The organism is Ruminococcus flavefaciens ND2009, from assembly GCF_000621785.1.
Taxonomy (GTDB): Bacteria; Bacillota; Clostridia; order Oscillospirales; family Ruminococcaceae; genus Ruminococcus; species Ruminococcus flavefaciens_C.
Window position 1 is genome coordinate 267,441 of the sequence record NZ_KK211348.1, and the last position, 14,063, is coordinate 281,503.

The following is a 14,063-nucleotide window of genomic DNA, read 5'->3' on the forward strand; positions in this document are numbered from 1 at the left end:
CCATAGTACCACTGACATCAGGGTACTATGGCTTTTCTGTTTGAGCTTATCTGCCCACAACGATGTTCATTATCTCTCTGTAGAGTCCCGAGGACTGTGAAGCGAACTCGAAGCCGTGATCTGCGGGGTTCATGACCTGCATTACAATCACATAGGAGCCGTGTTCGCCGTAGCTGTCATAGTTTTCGTATACCGTGGAGCCGTCATCGGCATCATTCTTGGCGCAGCCCGTGATGTAGAGACAGTCGCCCTTCCAGCCCTCAGCGGTGCCTGTCTTGGCGTAGAAGCTGTAGCCTGCGGGGAGCTGCACTCCCAGACCCGAGCCAACGCCCGTCATTCCGTTAAGGAGGTTCTGGCGGTAATCCGCAGGTATTGATGCGATAACGTCAAGAGCCTTTGAGCCCTCGCCGATCTTCTGAGTACCGTCGGAGCTTACAATATCCTTGACCACGAAGGGAGTTACCATGTCGCCGAAAATAGCTTCTCTGCCGAGAGCGGCAAGGAAAATGGGACAGGTCAGCACATAGGACTGTCCGAAGGCGCTCCTGCGCAGATCGTCAAGGCAGTATATCTCGATATTGTTGCTGAGTGAGCCGAAATCGCACTTTATATCGTCATCTGCGCCGAAGTGGAAAATTGAGCTGAGGTCGGCGAGAACATCATCTGCGCCTACCTCCTCGAAAGCCTTAGCGAAGAAGATGTTGCTGGAGTTTATGAATGCCGAACTGAGTGAGCGGTCGGGGATAGGGTAGCCGCCCTTGTTGGTCTCGTGGTCCCAGTTGACGATCGGAACGCCGCCCACCTCCCAGGTGCCGTCATCGTAGAGGGAGTATACCCCGTGCTTGTCGGCGATGATCTCAGACATTATCTTGAAGCAGGAGCCGGGCTCATAGTTGCTGAAAGCCTTGTTGCCCACATCTCCCCAGGCAAGGTCCTCGTCGTACTTCTGGTCGGCAACGGCATTGGGGTCGTATGAGGGATAGTTCACCTGCGCCATGATAGAGCCGTCTGTGCGGAGACAAACCACGGAGCCCACGATATTGTTCTGCTCCATGTAGCTGTATATCTCGTTCTGCACATCTCCGTCAAGGGTAAGGCGTATGGACTGTCCTGCGCCCTCGCTGTCGGGAGTTGTGAGTATATCGTTGAAGGCGGTGTCATAGCCGTCGGACATGGTGGTGATTATGTTTGCAAAGGAAACAGCATAGGGCTCTGCGGAGACGCGGCGCTTGCCGTCCTCGCCTGTGGACAGGAGGAGTCTGCCCTTTGCGTCATAGAAGCTTCCCTTTTCAGCCGCAGCAGCGGTGGCAGGCTGTGTGGTGGGCTGCTCTGTGGTGACAGCCTCGGTGGAAGCCTCAGTTTCGGGAGCCGCAGTTGTATCGGTCTGAGCAGTGCCGCTGACGTCAGCCTGTCCCACAGATGATGAGGAGCAGGAGACAAATGAAGCTGACATTGCGATAGAAGCGGCAAGAGCCGCAAGTCTTCTTGTATACATTATAGTTACCTCTGAGTAAGATTTAGTTAGCATAATTATTATAGCGTAAACCGCTGGGTTAGTCAACCTTTAATGAAAAAACTTTGGAAAACACTTGACTATTTCCGAAGAATATGAGATAATAAAGTGTATGTGATTATAAATGAAAGCGAGTTTTGTTATGTTAAAGTATATTCTTACATTTCTTATATCAATGGTTCCCATCGTAGAGCTGAGAGGCGGTATCCCCATCGGCGTTGGCATGGGCGTAAAGTGGTATTACGCAGTACCGATCTGCATGATAGGAAACATGATACCCGTTCCCTTTATCTTCTTCTTTGCAAGAAAGATACTGGAGTGGGGCTCGGACAAGAAGTATATCGGCAAGTTCTTTTCGTGGTGCCTTAAAAAGGGACACAGCGGCGGCGAAAAGCTCCAGGCAAAGGCAGGAAAGGGAATGTTCTGGGCACTTCTTCTCTTCGTAGGAATACCCCTTCCGGGAACAGGCGCATGGACAGGCACACTGGCAGCAAGTCTGCTTGACCTTGACTTCAAGAAGAGCATTATCGCAGTATCTCTCGGAGTAGTTCTTGCAGCAGTCATCATAACGGTGCTCACACTTCTGGGCTTCAGCGCATTCACAGCTGTCAAGTAAATACAATTACAAGGGACTTCCTCGGAGGTCCCTTTTTATACCCTGATATAATTCACCAAAAGCTCTCCCGCAGCATATCATAAAACGTGCGGAGAGCTTTTTCGCACATGGTTCTCCGCGCAGGAAAGGAGGACTAAGGTATGAATCTTGATCTCTTTGACGATATGGAGGGCATCATTCTCCATGAGCGTGAAGCCTCTCTGGTACCGGAAATGAAGAATAATAACGGAAACGGCAGTATGACGAGGTTTCCGAAAAATACTCCCCTTGCAATGGCATATGTGCCGTTCCAGCAGTGGGGAGAGACCTACGGTGACGATGAGGCGCTCAGCAGGGGAACGCTCTTCCCCGAACTCGACCTGCCCTTCTCGAAGGGAGGCGCTGACAAATGAATGAAAAAAATATGCTTCTCAGCATGATAAAGAAGTATGACTTCACACTGAAGGAGCTGAACCTCTATCTTGATACTCATCCCAACTGTCGCCGCGCACTGTCAATGTTCAGAAAATACAGGGAGCTCCGCAGGGACGCAGTACAGGAGTATAACAAGCGCTTCGGACCTCTTACTCCCGAGCAGGTGACCGACACGCAGAGCTGGACCTGGGTAGAAGACCCCTGGCCCTGGGAAAGGAGATAAGCTATGTGGCAGTATGAGAAGAAATTACAGTATCCCGTAAAGATAAAGACTCCCAACGCAAAGCTTGCAAAGATCATCATATCACAGCTTGGCGGTCCCGACGGTGAGCTTGCTGCGTCACTGAGGTATCTCAACCAGCGCTATGCCATGCCCTACGGGGAGGTCAAGGGACTTCTTACGGACATCGGCACCGAGGAACTGGCACACTTTGAGATGATCTCGGCAATACTCTACCAGCTCACCAAGGACCTGTCAATGGAGGAGATAAAGGCAAGCGGCTTCGACACCTATTTCGTTGACCATACAACGGGCATATATCCCGTGGCAGCCTCTGGTACACCCTTTACCGCAGCATATTTCCAGTCCAAGGGAGATATACTCACGGATCTTCAGGAGGACCTTGCTGCGGAACAGAAGGCGCGTACCACCTATGACAATATCCTGAGACTTGCCGACGATCCCGATGTGCGGGACCCCATCCGCTTCCTGCGTGAGCGCGAGATAGTACACTACCAGCGTTTTGGTGAAGCGCTGCGGATAGCACAGGATAAGCTTGATTCAAGGAACTTCTATGCCTGCAATCCGTCATTTGACAAGAACTGCGGTAGAAAGTGAGCCTGAGGATACGCAGATATATTGACAATCGGCAGAGAATGATGTATAATATCTGATAACAAGGTTACCATGGCTGTATCAGGGTGCAGCCATGGTACCTGTTTATATCGCAGGCACAGGCGGCGGACAGGCTTTCGGGACTACTCAGGGGTAGGATATGATATTGTCCGAAGCGGTTTCCGCGGAGAAGTCCGGGTATAGCTGACGCCTGCAAAGCACGGCGGCAGCACCGCCGAATAATGATACAGGGGGAATGAATATGCCACATTCATCAGGAGGAGGCTCTCACGGAGGAGGCTCACACGGAGGTTCACACGGCGGCTCACATGGTGGAAGCAGAGGACCTGCTATAAGCAGAACACCGTTTGCAGGCTCAAGACGATATTCCTATTACAGGCATGGACGACAGCGCTTTTTCTATGCTTCCAAAGACTACAAGCCCGGATTTCATCCGGCGAGACTGCTGATAGGTATTATCTATCTGCCATTCATTTTTATAGGTATCATGATGTTGAAAGATGCTCTGCCTTTTGTTCCGAAGAATTATAACCACAACATAGTCCTGAAGGACGAAGCAGGAGTGATCGACAATGAGGACGAGCTTTACAAGGAGCTTGAGCGCTTCATGGACAAGACGGGCGTTACTCCGTCGGTAGTCACGATACATAACGAAGAGTGGGAAAACTACTATACTCTTGAGAATTATGCCTATGACAGGTATCTTCAGGAGTTTGATGACGAGATGCACTGGCTCATCGTGTATTCAGAGCCCACAGAGCCTGATCCGAGATTCAATGACTGGTACTGGGAGGGAATGCAGGGCGATGATACCGACCCTGTCATCACAGTTGACAAGGCAAACGAGTTCAACAGAAGGCTTCACGGGGAACTTGAGCACGGAACTGAATTCGGAACAGCTGTGAAGACATCTTTCTCGGAGTTTACCGATAATTATTCGCGCTCCTTCGATTTCGAGCAGCTGTTCCCGGGGCTTTTCATACTTGGTTTTGTTGCGTTCCACGCATACTTCGTGCTTGGCTTCAGTGAACTGAAGTACAGAAACGCAGTACCTGCTGACGGTTCCGATCCCGGAGGCAGAGCCGTCTATGATCCCACAGCGCAGTTTCAGAGCTATCAGGACTACAAGCGCAGCGCAGCCTATAAAAGTAATAAGCAGGCTCCGGCACAGTCCTACGACGATTACACGCCTCAGTCTGATATGGATGATCTTTACGGGGCACGCAACAGTGGAGCAGGAAGCGGAAAAAACACCGTATGCCAGTACTGCGGAAACACATTTGCGGCAAAGTACAAGAGATGCCCGAGCTGCAACGCAGAAAATCCCGACCATCTGAGATAAACATCATGCCGCACTCAAATTTTGTGGGTGCGGCACTTTTATTGCGCAGGCATAAATGATAAATTAAACTGCCGAAGATATAAATAACTGTTTACTCTTGACAAGTTTTTTTGATTATAGTATAATTAAACTATATTTTTTTCAGAGAGGGCAGCCCGTAAGCGGAATGTCTTCACGCTGCTGACAGAGTCATATTACAGACACGGCGCGGAAATCATTATAAAAGGAGAAATAGTATGAAGATCGGATGCGTAAAAGAGATCAAGAACAATGAATTCAGAGTGGGACTTACTCCCGACAATGTCAAGGCTTATATAGCCGCAGGACACCATGTGTACATCGAAAAGAGCGCAGGTACAGGCTCGGGCTTTGCAGATTCCGAGTATGTTGAGGCAGGCGCTTCAGTGCTTGACAACGCAGCGGACATCTGGAACATGGTGGACATGATGGTAAAGGTAAAGGAGCCTCTGGAATCGGAATATCCTCTTTTCCATGACGGTCTCATTCTCTATACATACCTCCACCTTGCAGCAGACAAGGAGCAGATGGACGCTCTTCTGGACGGCAAGGTAAAGGCAGTAGCCTATGAGACACTTCAGGAGACAGACCGTTCACTTCCTCTCCTTGCTCCCATGAGCCAGATAGCAGGACGTCTTTCCATTCAGGAGGGCGCAAAGTACCTGGAGAAGAAGTTCGGCGGCGCAGGCATACTCCTTGCAGGTGTTCCCGGTACACCCAAGGCTAACGTAGTTATCCTGGGCGGCGGTACAGTCGGAACCAATGCCTGCAAGATCGCAGTGGGCATGGGTGCAAACGTAACCATCCTTGACGTGAACCTCAAGAGACTTGAGCAGCTTGACAATATGTTCGGCGCTCATGTACAGACACTCTACTCCACAGACAGCAACGTGGAGAGAGCCGTAAAGGACGCAGATCTTGTCATCGGCTCGGTGCTCATACCCGGCGGTTCCACACCCAAGCTCTTCAAGGCGAAGTATCTCCCCGAGATGAAAGACGGAGCAGTATTCGTTGACGTTGCTATCGACCAGGGCGGCTGCGGAGAGACCTCTCACGTTACAACTCACGATGATCCCGTATATATCCTGGATGGCGTAGTACACTACTGTGTAGGCAATATGCCCGGAGCAGTTCCCCGTACAAGCACCATCGCTCTCACAAATGCAACTCTCAGATACGGACTCCAGATCGCAGAGAACGGACTTGAGGAAGCCTGCAAAAAGAGCGAGGTCATCGCCAGCGGCGTAAATACCTACGCAGGAAAGCTGACAAACAAGAACGTTGCCGCTGCACACGGCTATGACTACACAGAGCTTTCAAGCCTTATCGGCTGAGCCTGAACAGAATACGAAAGAATAAAGCCCGAGGACTGCTTTTGTGCAGCCTTCGGGCTTTTGTATTATTTCTTTTCGGAGTTCTCGCCTTTAAGAGGTATCTGATAGACCGTCTCATCGTTGAAGTGCCTGTGTCCGCCCAGCCTTCCCGATATGAACCAGTATATCAGCAGGAGTATCAGCACCGCAGAGATTATCACTGCATATACCGTCATTTCGTCAGCCATAACGGCGTCCGAGGGAACCTTTACATTATGCGGATAGACCGTATCTATCCTGTGCGCGCGGACCAGCATCCTGTGAGTATTTATTCCGTAGGGAGTACATGTCATAAGGGTGACATAGTCCTCATCGGGAACCGCATAGAGCTCGTTCCTCTCATAGGGGAGCACTGTAACGATCTGATCTACCTCATAAGTCAGTACCTCGTCGAGGATAGTTATGGTGAAGGTATCTTCTTCGATCAGCTGATCTATATCCGTAAAGAGACGTGCCGAGGGGAGACCCCTGTGTGCTGATATTACCGAATGGCAGCCCGTTCCGCCAACGGGGAGAGATGATCCCTGAAGGTGTCCCACAGCGACATTGAGCACCTCGGGACTTGTTCCGTGGTAGATAGGCAGGTAAACATCTATCTTCGGGATAGTGATATACCCCATGATACCTGTACCCGTGATGTCCAGAATATCCTCATAGCCGCTTATCTGCTCATAGTCCTCAAAGGGGGCGCCGAGACTGCCCAGCTCCTTGTTGTACTGCTCTGCCTTCTGGAGTATCCTCTCTTTTTCGTTGTTGCTGAGGTCTGCAACAGCCCGGTCGTATCTTGCGATGGCGCGGGACTGCATACGGGAGTTCCACCAGTTGCTGAAAGAGGGATACAGTGTCAGACAGATACCTGTGATGAACATGATAACAAAGATCATCGTAGTGATGACGCTGCTTTTCTTTTTCATCGTATCGCCTCCGCCGTCATTCGAGCCTGCCTGCGTCGCTGAGGGGGAGTATCCTGAAAGTCACCTTGCCGATGATGTTTTCCTCAGCCACACAGCCCACCGCCGTAGACCTGCTGTCCACAGAGACTGCCCTGTCATCGCCCATAACGAAGTATCTTCCCGAGGGAACGGTGAATGGGAAGGATATATCGCATTCGCCCTCAGCAGATACAGCGGCGTAGGGCTCGTCGAGACGGGAGCCGCTTACCGTGACATTGCCGTTCTCGTCAATGGATATAATATCCCCCGAAAGTCCGATGACACGCTTGACCAGTATCTTCTTATTATGATAGAAGGCGATGATGTCGCCGCGCTGTATGTGAGCGGGACGGCTGCAAAGTATGACCTGATCCTCCTTGAGTGCAGGCTCCATACTTGAACCCGTTACGCGCATGACAGGGAAGACCAGTACCGACAGCAGTACCGCAGCTGCGGCAGCAGCCAGAAGCGCACCGAAGGTCCCCGTGAGTGTTCTTATGTAGCTGCGCTTGTAACGGCGCCTGTCCATTTCTTTTTTCAGCTGCTCCGCCGTAGGGAGCTCAAGTTCCTTCTGTTTTTTCATGTCAGGACTCCGTTCCGCCGTCGGAAGGCGACTCATGGAGAGCCTCGCCCACCAGCCTGTCCAGTCTTTCCTTCAGCTGATCGTTTTCCTGCTGAAGCCTGTCGATCTCTTTTCTTGCGTAATAAAGCAGCTCTAAAAGCTCAGAGCGCTTGAGTTTTTTCACTTGCTTGTCAGTCATGGTGTTCCTCCAATATATACAATTAGTATTATTTGAACGATATATAAATAATTAATAGTCTTTGCCGAAAAACAGGTAATAGTGTCATCACCTTATTATATTATACTTCATACTTTCAGTTCAGTCAATGAAAATCAGTCATTTTTTATTGGTAAAAAATATATATTTTATGTATATCGCAATAGTTAGCTGACTTGTGCAAAGTACACATCAAAAAATGGGGAGAATGTTGAAATCGGCATAAAACAGACTTTTTTATTATGTTTTGTAGTATTCAAATTTAAATAAACATTTTGTACAAAGTGGAACTTTGTGGAACTATTTGCTGGTTGTAGCTGATATTTACAGCAAATGAGCAGGAGGTTTGTAAAAAGCGACGAAGTATTGAATAAAATGTTAAAAGTTGACAAATTTGATTGACAGTGCACTCAACAGATGGTATAATTAGTTTGTGAAAAAGATATGACGCTATTTGAAAAATAATATGGAGCATTAATATGACTGATAAAGAATTCAGAAAGCTTAAACGCGGCGATCTTATCGCAATAATATATGAATATCAGAAGAAACAGGAAGAACTCGTGAAAGAGATCAGCGAGCTTCGGGAACAACTCGAATCGAAAAATCTTAAAATTAATAAAGCGGGTTCGATCGCAGAGGCTGTTGTCGGACTCGATCTTCTTTTTGAGACCGCACAGAAGACTGCCGATGATTACATCGAGCAGGTAAGGCTTGCGAACGAGGAGGCAGAAAAGAAAGCTGCCGAGATCATAAAGCAGGCTGAGGATGAGGCTGCGGAAATTGTTTTAAAGGCAAAGATAAAAGCAGCAAACAGGAAAAAGTGAATCGCAGGTTCACTATTTAATATAAAGAAAGAAGCAGTTCAATGGCAGCTGATAAAAAGAAATCGGTCACGATGCCTTCAAAGGAACAGGTCGAGACCGAACTCGGCAAGATAAAATACAAGAAAAAATTCCTTAGCACTCTGCTGAGCACCGTTTCTGTATTGATAGTAGTAGCGGCGCTGGCAGTGCTGGCTTCAACTTTATTTTTCCCCGTTGTTCAGGTTTCGGGCACCAGCATGGAGCCCACACTGAAAAACGGAGATGTACTCGTGCTTGTCAAGTCCGATAAGGTGGGATACGGAGACCTCTGCTGTGTATCATGGCAGAACAAGACTCTCCTGAAACGCGTTATCGGCTTACCCGGGGACAAAATAGATATTGACGATCAGGGCAACGTCAGCGTTAATAACGAACCGTTGGAGGAACCCTACGTTACCGAGAAAAGCCTCGGTATATGTGAGATCGAATTTCCGTATCTGGTCCCTGACAATAAGATCTTTCTCCTGGGCGACAGACGTGAGTCTTCTGTGGACAGCAGAAGCGCGGCTATCGGCTGTGTGGGCAAGGATCAGATCATCGGAAAGGTCTTTTTCAAGGTCTGGCCGATAAAATGACTTAGAAAGGGGGACGGTGATATAGATGAAAAACTATATCGACGGTTTTTATGAACTTATCCATAAAAACAGTCTCAAGCGACGGCGCATGATCTCGCTTTTGCTTGTTCTTTCAATGTTTGTATCATCAGGCGTCCTCTGGGGGCTGCACGATACAGGCATTACAATGGTGAATGAGGAGCTCTGCGGCATCGCTGAGCATACCCACACGGATGAGTGCTATGAAGATGTCCTCATATGCGGACTCGAGGAAAATGAGGAGCATACCCATACAGCGGAATGCTACGAAAAACGCCTGGTCTGCGGCATGGAAGAGCATATACACAGTTTAGTATGCTCAGGTGCTGAGGAGGACATTGCCGCTGAAATGGAAGAAGCGGATTTTGCTGTAAGCAATGTACCGGAGGAATTCGACACAGAGTCGGAGGAGGAATTCTTCGTTACTGATATGCCGGAGCTTACGCTCGATAACGAGATAGAGCTGATGGCAGACGGCGATTTACCTCCGACGATCAGTACTATCGACAATATTGCCGAAGGTATCAAGTTTACGCTGTTTGATTACGGTGATTCTAATCTGGAGTCGCCGAATAACAATTATGGTTATCGCTGGGATGGTGATAATAATGTATGGACTCACCCTAATGCAAATACAACGGACGGAATAAATGCAGGCAAAAATGCTGAGCAGGATATCCTGTTCCTTGCTTATGGTACACCTGTAGACAGGTATTGTGGTGATCCAAATGTGCATAATACAAATGTACCTGTTTATGAGCTTGACGAAAATGGTAATCAAAAATTAGATAACGATGGTAATCCAATAGTGATCGGATACAGAGTTACTGATTATTTACCCGATAAAAACAGCTATTCGGGCGATTATAATTCAAATCCAATGTATTCAGGTAACAGACCTGTTTCGGGTATTGTAGACAATACGCTTTACAATAATACTGAAAATAAAAATGATCCGCTTAATGGCTATCCAACAGTCAATGCGTCGGAGCATCATAGCCTTGCATATCTGTTTGATGAGAGCGAATCTGATTATAAGACTGTTTATACAGATGTAAATCATCTGTTACAGAGAAGCGGGTCGCATCTCATATACAACAGTAATGATAATTACGCTTACTTCAATACGGATACAAAGGAATTTGATGTTTATAACAAAACCTACGAGATTATCAATGACGCTCATCATAGGGGAGGTCAAACAAATCCGAATAAATTCAATGATGACGGTACTCCTTATGTATATGCTGCTGATGATACCGTTGATCCAGGATTTATGATAGGTTTCTTCCCTTTTGATCAGTATGATGAAAGCAGAAAGGATCCTAACTACAACGGAAACGGATTCAATCATCACTTCGGTATGAAGATGGAAGCTAAGTTCGTTAATCCTTCTCCCGAGAATCTGGAGAGCGGAGAGCCTGTAGCTTTCAAGTACAGCGGTGATGATGATATGTGGGTCTTCGTTGACGGAAAACTGGTTCTCGATATTGGCGGTATCCATGAGCCTTGCGGCGGTATGATTGACTTTACAAACGGTCTTGTATGGATACAGGATAACGAGCTCGGTAAAACCATGAGCGAAGTTGAGCAGGATCTTATAAATCAGAACAATGGTATTAATACAAGTGCTGATTTTAATGCGCTTCCGATGCCTATCGGTACTGATACATCAAGTACAAGTCAGGGTTCAGGAAATAAGTGGATCGTAACACCGCTGACTCAGTATCTGGGCGTTGACTGGGACGCTCTTGTAGATGGCAAAAAACAGACTCACGAGATTAAGATGTTCTATCTTGAACGAGGCGGCTGTTATTCAAATCTGGCAATGGAAATGAACCTTCCTACACTCAAACCCCTTACAGTCAAGAAGGAAGTCAATTATCAGGATCATCTGGTAAAAGACACTCTGATAGACGATAAGGAATATGAGTTTCAGGTATGGGAGTGGAAGGACAATGAATGGGTTAAGCCGAATCTTCCCGGAACGAATCAGGGATATTTCAAGATCAAAGACGGAGATAGAATGACATTTGAAGATCTTGAGCAGCACAGAAAGTTCAAGATCACAGAAGTAAATGTTGATCCTAATATTTATGATGAGGTATCTGTAAATGGCGGACCCGCTACAAAGCTCAACCGCGGCGGAGGCCTGACTGAGGTAAGTTCAAGTAATGAAGCCGTAGATCTGGGCACTACTAATTCATACATATTCAACAATAAGGTTATCCAGGAAAAGACTTCTATCAGAGTCAAAAAGAACTGGATAGATCCCGATAACAAGAAACCTGCCGACTTCACTATGAAGTACAAGATAATGCGTACTGACTCCTTTGACGGAGAGGTTAAGCAGGTAGCACTGAAGTATGAGGTAGAAGATCCTGAAACTCATGTTATGAAGGTGAAGAAGAGAAGAACATTCCTGCTTCCACCCGGTAAACAGCTTGAAGGAGAACAGATCAACGATCTTCTTTCACGCTATGGCAATCATATCTACAGCTACAGGGTTGAAGAGCTGAATGTTCCTATGGGCTTCAAGGCTTCATACAGCGAAAGTACAGAAACTGTTGCTGGCAAAGAAGTTAAAGTGCTTCAGGTGACCAACACAGACACAACACAGACTGATATTTACGTCAAGAAAGAATGGGAGAACCAGCCGGATGTATTGCCGGACGTTAAACTCGTTCTCAGACGTGAAAAGGTAGGTTACCACCCGAGCGAAAAAACAAATCTCAAGGTCAAGCTCATTGATGAGGGCGGAAGCCTTATCAGAGAGACGACTTTCAACGATGTTTACGCTAACGGAAGTGCAGAGATAATTTGCAATCTTCCCGAAGGAGTAACATTGCACAAAGCAGATGAAGACTTCATACCTGCTATACAGAAGACTCCTGCTCAGCTCGGTGCAAAATACGAGTATGACGAAAACATTCTCGTTGTATCAAATCTTGCACCAAAGGGCAATGATCCTAATGCAATAGCCAATGAGGTCACATTGAAGATAGCAACGTATAAGGCAGAGGATGAACTGCTGCTGATACATCATTCATTCACACGAAGCGACGATGGCTGGGGCATTCAGAATGACATGAGCAAACAGACCGAAGCTGCTCGTATTTCGCCGAGTAATACGTACTCCTATGCTAAGAATGATTCATTGGTAGTATTAAACAGATCCAAGTCCTTCAACGGAGCGACTCTGACTCTTGATCCTGCAAAATTCAAGGCTAACAAGACATACACTTTCAGTACCTATGTTTATCACGAGGGCTCTGAAAATGTCCGGTTCAACTTCACGTTCAATGACGGATTGAACAAGGCTAATTATCAGAGCTTTCATACAATATCCAGTAAGAGTGTTCCGCCTAATGAGTGGACTCCGCTTACAGGAACAGTAACACTTCCTGATGATATTGACCCTTACAATATGTTTATCATTGTAGAAACAGCAAATCCTACTAATGACAGCACTGCTTCCAATTACGAAGCTCCATTGGTTTCTAGATTCTATATGGATGAGTTTACAGCCATTGAAGGAGATAGAAACGTATCTGTATCAAGACAAACTGACACCGATCCTGGAGGAATTGTAACTATTGAAGGTGACAAGACAAGCAGTACTACTACTGGTAACACCGTAGTATATACTTATAGTTTTGAAAATCCTGATTCAAATGGTTTAGGCGGTGGCTGGACTGCAAATGACAATGGTAACAACCACAATTTAAAAACAGCAGAACCTTATGACTGGGATTTAAGGGACGGTGATCATTACGTCAGGGTTTATGAGCGAGATCATACCGATGACGGCATTAAACGAGGAGTTTCGGATATTCTTCAAAAGGGACATTCTTATAAGTTCAAGCTTGTTGTTCAGCGCGAAGGAGTAGATTCTGCACCAGCTGAGGATATTCATTTGACGTTAAACGTTAATGGTTCAGGAATTAATTGGGATGGAAACGAGCATAATCATTACCCTTGGGTATGTAAAGCAAATGTATCTGGTAGTGATTATAAGGTTACAACTGTTACAAGCGATACTGTTACGATCCCGTCAGATGTTAATTTGAATCAAATGTCAATGTATATTGGAACAAGTGGAACAAATCCAAATGGTCCGTTCAGAGTTAGAGAGATAACGGTATATGATGTTACATCTGTTACAACACAGCAGACGGAATATATTGAGAATATCCCGGCTAACCGTAAGGACGGATACAAGATCGAGGACGGCAAGTACGTTTCCGATTACAGCAATTACACCGTAGAACTGGACGAAAACTCCGTTACTTCGCCGCTTAGGCTTGATAATAACGGCGAATACAGTGTTGATACTGATTTCTCAAGAGAGATCCTGATCCCTCAGGGTAACCTGTATGAAGATGAAGACGGAAAAAAATGGGGCTACCACTGGACCAAACAGGATCTTAATGAACAAAACGAGGTAATGTACAGATACTGGATAGAAGAGGTAAAGATCGGAGACGATGATATCTCGACTCAGGTAAAGGTAGCAGGAGACGATAAGATCGTTGAAAGCACCCATGAGGATTACCTCATATCCTATGACAGACAGTTCGTTGCGACGAACACAGAAAATGCACCGATACTTGTCAAGAACAAGTACATCTGGTACAAGCTGCCTGCAACAGGCGGCAGAGGAACCACAGGCATCTACGTGCTTGGCGGCTTTCTTACAGCAATGGGTATATTAAGCGGATGCGCTGCATACAAGCGCAAAAGGAGGCGTGACTGAAATGG

At 46.9% G+C, this 14,063-nt stretch carries 13 protein-coding genes; 9 read left to right on the forward strand and 4 right to left on the reverse strand.

The window, feature by feature from the left end; translation table 11 throughout:
• Positions 1-46: 46 nt before the first annotated feature.
• The gene (locus T488_RS0114025) at positions 47-1,495 is read right to left on the reverse strand and encodes a penicillin-binding transpeptidase domain-containing protein (protein ID WP_028521346.1); all 1,449 of its coding nucleotides are present in this window, start codon (positions 1,493-1,495) and stop codon (positions 47-49) included.
• A 160-nt stretch (positions 1,496-1,655) separates the two neighbouring features.
• Here T488_RS0114025 and T488_RS0114030 point away from each other — a divergent pair, with 160 nt between their 5' ends.
• The 6 genes from T488_RS0114030 to ald all read left to right on the forward strand — a co-directional run bounded on the left by T488_RS0114030 (position 1,656) and on the right by ald (position 6,093).
• Positions 1,656-2,129 carry a COG2426 family protein gene (locus T488_RS0114030; RefSeq protein WP_028521347.1) on the forward strand — a complete coding sequence of 158 codons (474 nt, stop codon included), beginning with the start codon at positions 1,656-1,658 and terminating at the stop codon, positions 2,127-2,129.
• 140 nt (positions 2,130-2,269) lie between these two features.
• Complete coding sequence (locus T488_RS18150; protein WP_037298329.1) at positions 2,270-2,521, forward strand: spore coat associated protein CotJA; 252 nt, start codon at positions 2,270-2,272, stop codon at positions 2,519-2,521.
• Complete coding sequence (locus T488_RS0114040; protein WP_028521348.1) at positions 2,518-2,766, forward strand: spore coat protein CotJB; 249 nt, start codon at positions 2,518-2,520, stop codon at positions 2,764-2,766. Before T488_RS18150 ends, T488_RS0114040 begins: the two co-directional genes overlap by 4 nt.
• A 3-nt stretch (positions 2,767-2,769) precedes the next feature.
• The gene (locus tag T488_RS0114045; protein WP_028521349.1) at positions 2,770-3,381 is read left to right on the forward strand and encodes a manganese catalase family protein; all 612 of its coding nucleotides are present in this window, start codon (positions 2,770-2,772) and stop codon (positions 3,379-3,381) included.
• A gap of 259 nt (positions 3,382-3,640) precedes the next feature.
• Positions 3,641-4,741, forward strand: coding sequence for a hypothetical protein (locus T488_RS18155; protein WP_051536492.1), 1,101 nt, complete (start codon positions 3,641-3,643; stop codon positions 4,739-4,741).
• Positions 4,742-4,977: 236 nt separating this feature from the next.
• Entirely contained in the window at positions 4,978-6,093 is a 1,116-nt protein-coding gene (ald, locus tag T488_RS0114055) for an alanine dehydrogenase (protein WP_028521350.1), read from the forward strand.
• A gap of 65 nt (positions 6,094-6,158) precedes the next feature.
• Here ald and T488_RS0114060 read toward each other — a convergent pair whose 3' ends face one another.
• The 3 genes from T488_RS0114060 to T488_RS19930 are packed head-to-tail and all read right to left on the reverse strand — an operon-like array spanning position 6,159 to position 7,825.
• Positions 6,159-7,046: a class C sortase gene (locus T488_RS0114060; protein WP_028521351.1), complete on the reverse strand. Its 888-nt coding sequence runs from the start codon at positions 7,044-7,046 to the stop codon at positions 6,159-6,161.
• Between the two features lie 16 nt (positions 7,047-7,062).
• Positions 7,063-7,647 (reverse strand): signal peptidase I, encoded by a 585-nt coding sequence (gene lepB, locus T488_RS0114065; protein ID WP_028521352.1) that lies wholly within the window; start codon positions 7,645-7,647, stop codon positions 7,063-7,065.
• 1 nt (position 7,648) lies between these two features.
• Complete coding sequence (locus tag T488_RS19930; protein WP_196243330.1) at positions 7,649-7,825, reverse strand: hypothetical protein; 177 nt, start codon at positions 7,823-7,825, stop codon at positions 7,649-7,651.
• A gap of 497 nt (positions 7,826-8,322) precedes the next feature.
• Between T488_RS19930 and T488_RS18160 the strand changes: the two genes are divergently transcribed.
• The 3 genes from T488_RS18160 to T488_RS0114085 are packed head-to-tail and all read left to right on the forward strand — an operon-like array spanning position 8,323 to position 14,058.
• Positions 8,323-8,670, forward strand: a complete 348-nt coding sequence (locus tag T488_RS18160; protein ID WP_037298333.1) for a hypothetical protein — start codon at positions 8,323-8,325, stop codon at positions 8,668-8,670.
• A gap of 41 nt (positions 8,671-8,711) precedes the next feature.
• Positions 8,712-9,284 carry a signal peptidase I gene (lepB, locus tag T488_RS0114080; protein WP_028521353.1) on the forward strand — a complete coding sequence of 191 codons (573 nt, stop codon included), beginning with the start codon at positions 8,712-8,714 and terminating at the stop codon, positions 9,282-9,284.
• A gap of 25 nt (positions 9,285-9,309) precedes the next feature.
• Entirely contained in the window at positions 9,310-14,058 is a 4,749-nt protein-coding gene (locus T488_RS0114085) for a carbohydrate binding domain-containing protein (protein WP_028521354.1), read from the forward strand.
• Positions 14,059-14,063 lie beyond the last annotated feature (5 nt).

Coding starts and splice junctions, on each gene's coding strand:
- T488_RS0114025 (WP_028521346.1), bottom strand. CDS start 1,495: ATGTATACAAGAAGACTTGCGGCTCTTGCCGCTTCTATCGCAATGTCA.
- T488_RS0114030 (WP_028521347.1), top strand. CDS start 1,656: ATGTTAAAGTATATTCTTACATTTCTTATATCAATGGTTCCCATCGTA.
- T488_RS18150 (WP_037298329.1), top strand. CDS start 2,270: ATGAATCTTGATCTCTTTGACGATATGGAGGGCATCATTCTCCATGAG.
- T488_RS0114040 (WP_028521348.1), top strand. CDS start 2,518: ATGAATGAAAAAAATATGCTTCTCAGCATGATAAAGAAGTATGACTTC.
- T488_RS0114045 (WP_028521349.1), top strand. CDS start 2,770: ATGTGGCAGTATGAGAAGAAATTACAGTATCCCGTAAAGATAAAGACT.
- T488_RS18155 (WP_051536492.1), top strand. CDS start 3,641: ATGCCACATTCATCAGGAGGAGGCTCTCACGGAGGAGGCTCACACGGA.
- ald (WP_028521350.1), top strand. CDS start 4,978: ATGAAGATCGGATGCGTAAAAGAGATCAAGAACAATGAATTCAGAGTG.
- T488_RS0114060 (WP_028521351.1), bottom strand. CDS start 7,046: ATGAAAAAGAAAAGCAGCGTCATCACTACGATGATCTTTGTTATCATG.
- lepB (WP_028521352.1), bottom strand. CDS start 7,647: ATGAAAAAACAGAAGGAACTTGAGCTCCCTACGGCGGAGCAGCTGAAA.
- T488_RS19930 (WP_196243330.1), bottom strand. CDS start 7,825: ATGACTGACAAGCAAGTGAAAAAACTCAAGCGCTCTGAGCTTTTAGAG.
- T488_RS18160 (WP_037298333.1), top strand. CDS start 8,323: ATGACTGATAAAGAATTCAGAAAGCTTAAACGCGGCGATCTTATCGCA.
- lepB (WP_028521353.1), top strand. CDS start 8,712: ATGGCAGCTGATAAAAAGAAATCGGTCACGATGCCTTCAAAGGAACAG.
- T488_RS0114085 (WP_028521354.1), top strand. CDS start 9,310: ATGAAAAACTATATCGACGGTTTTTATGAACTTATCCATAAAAACAGT.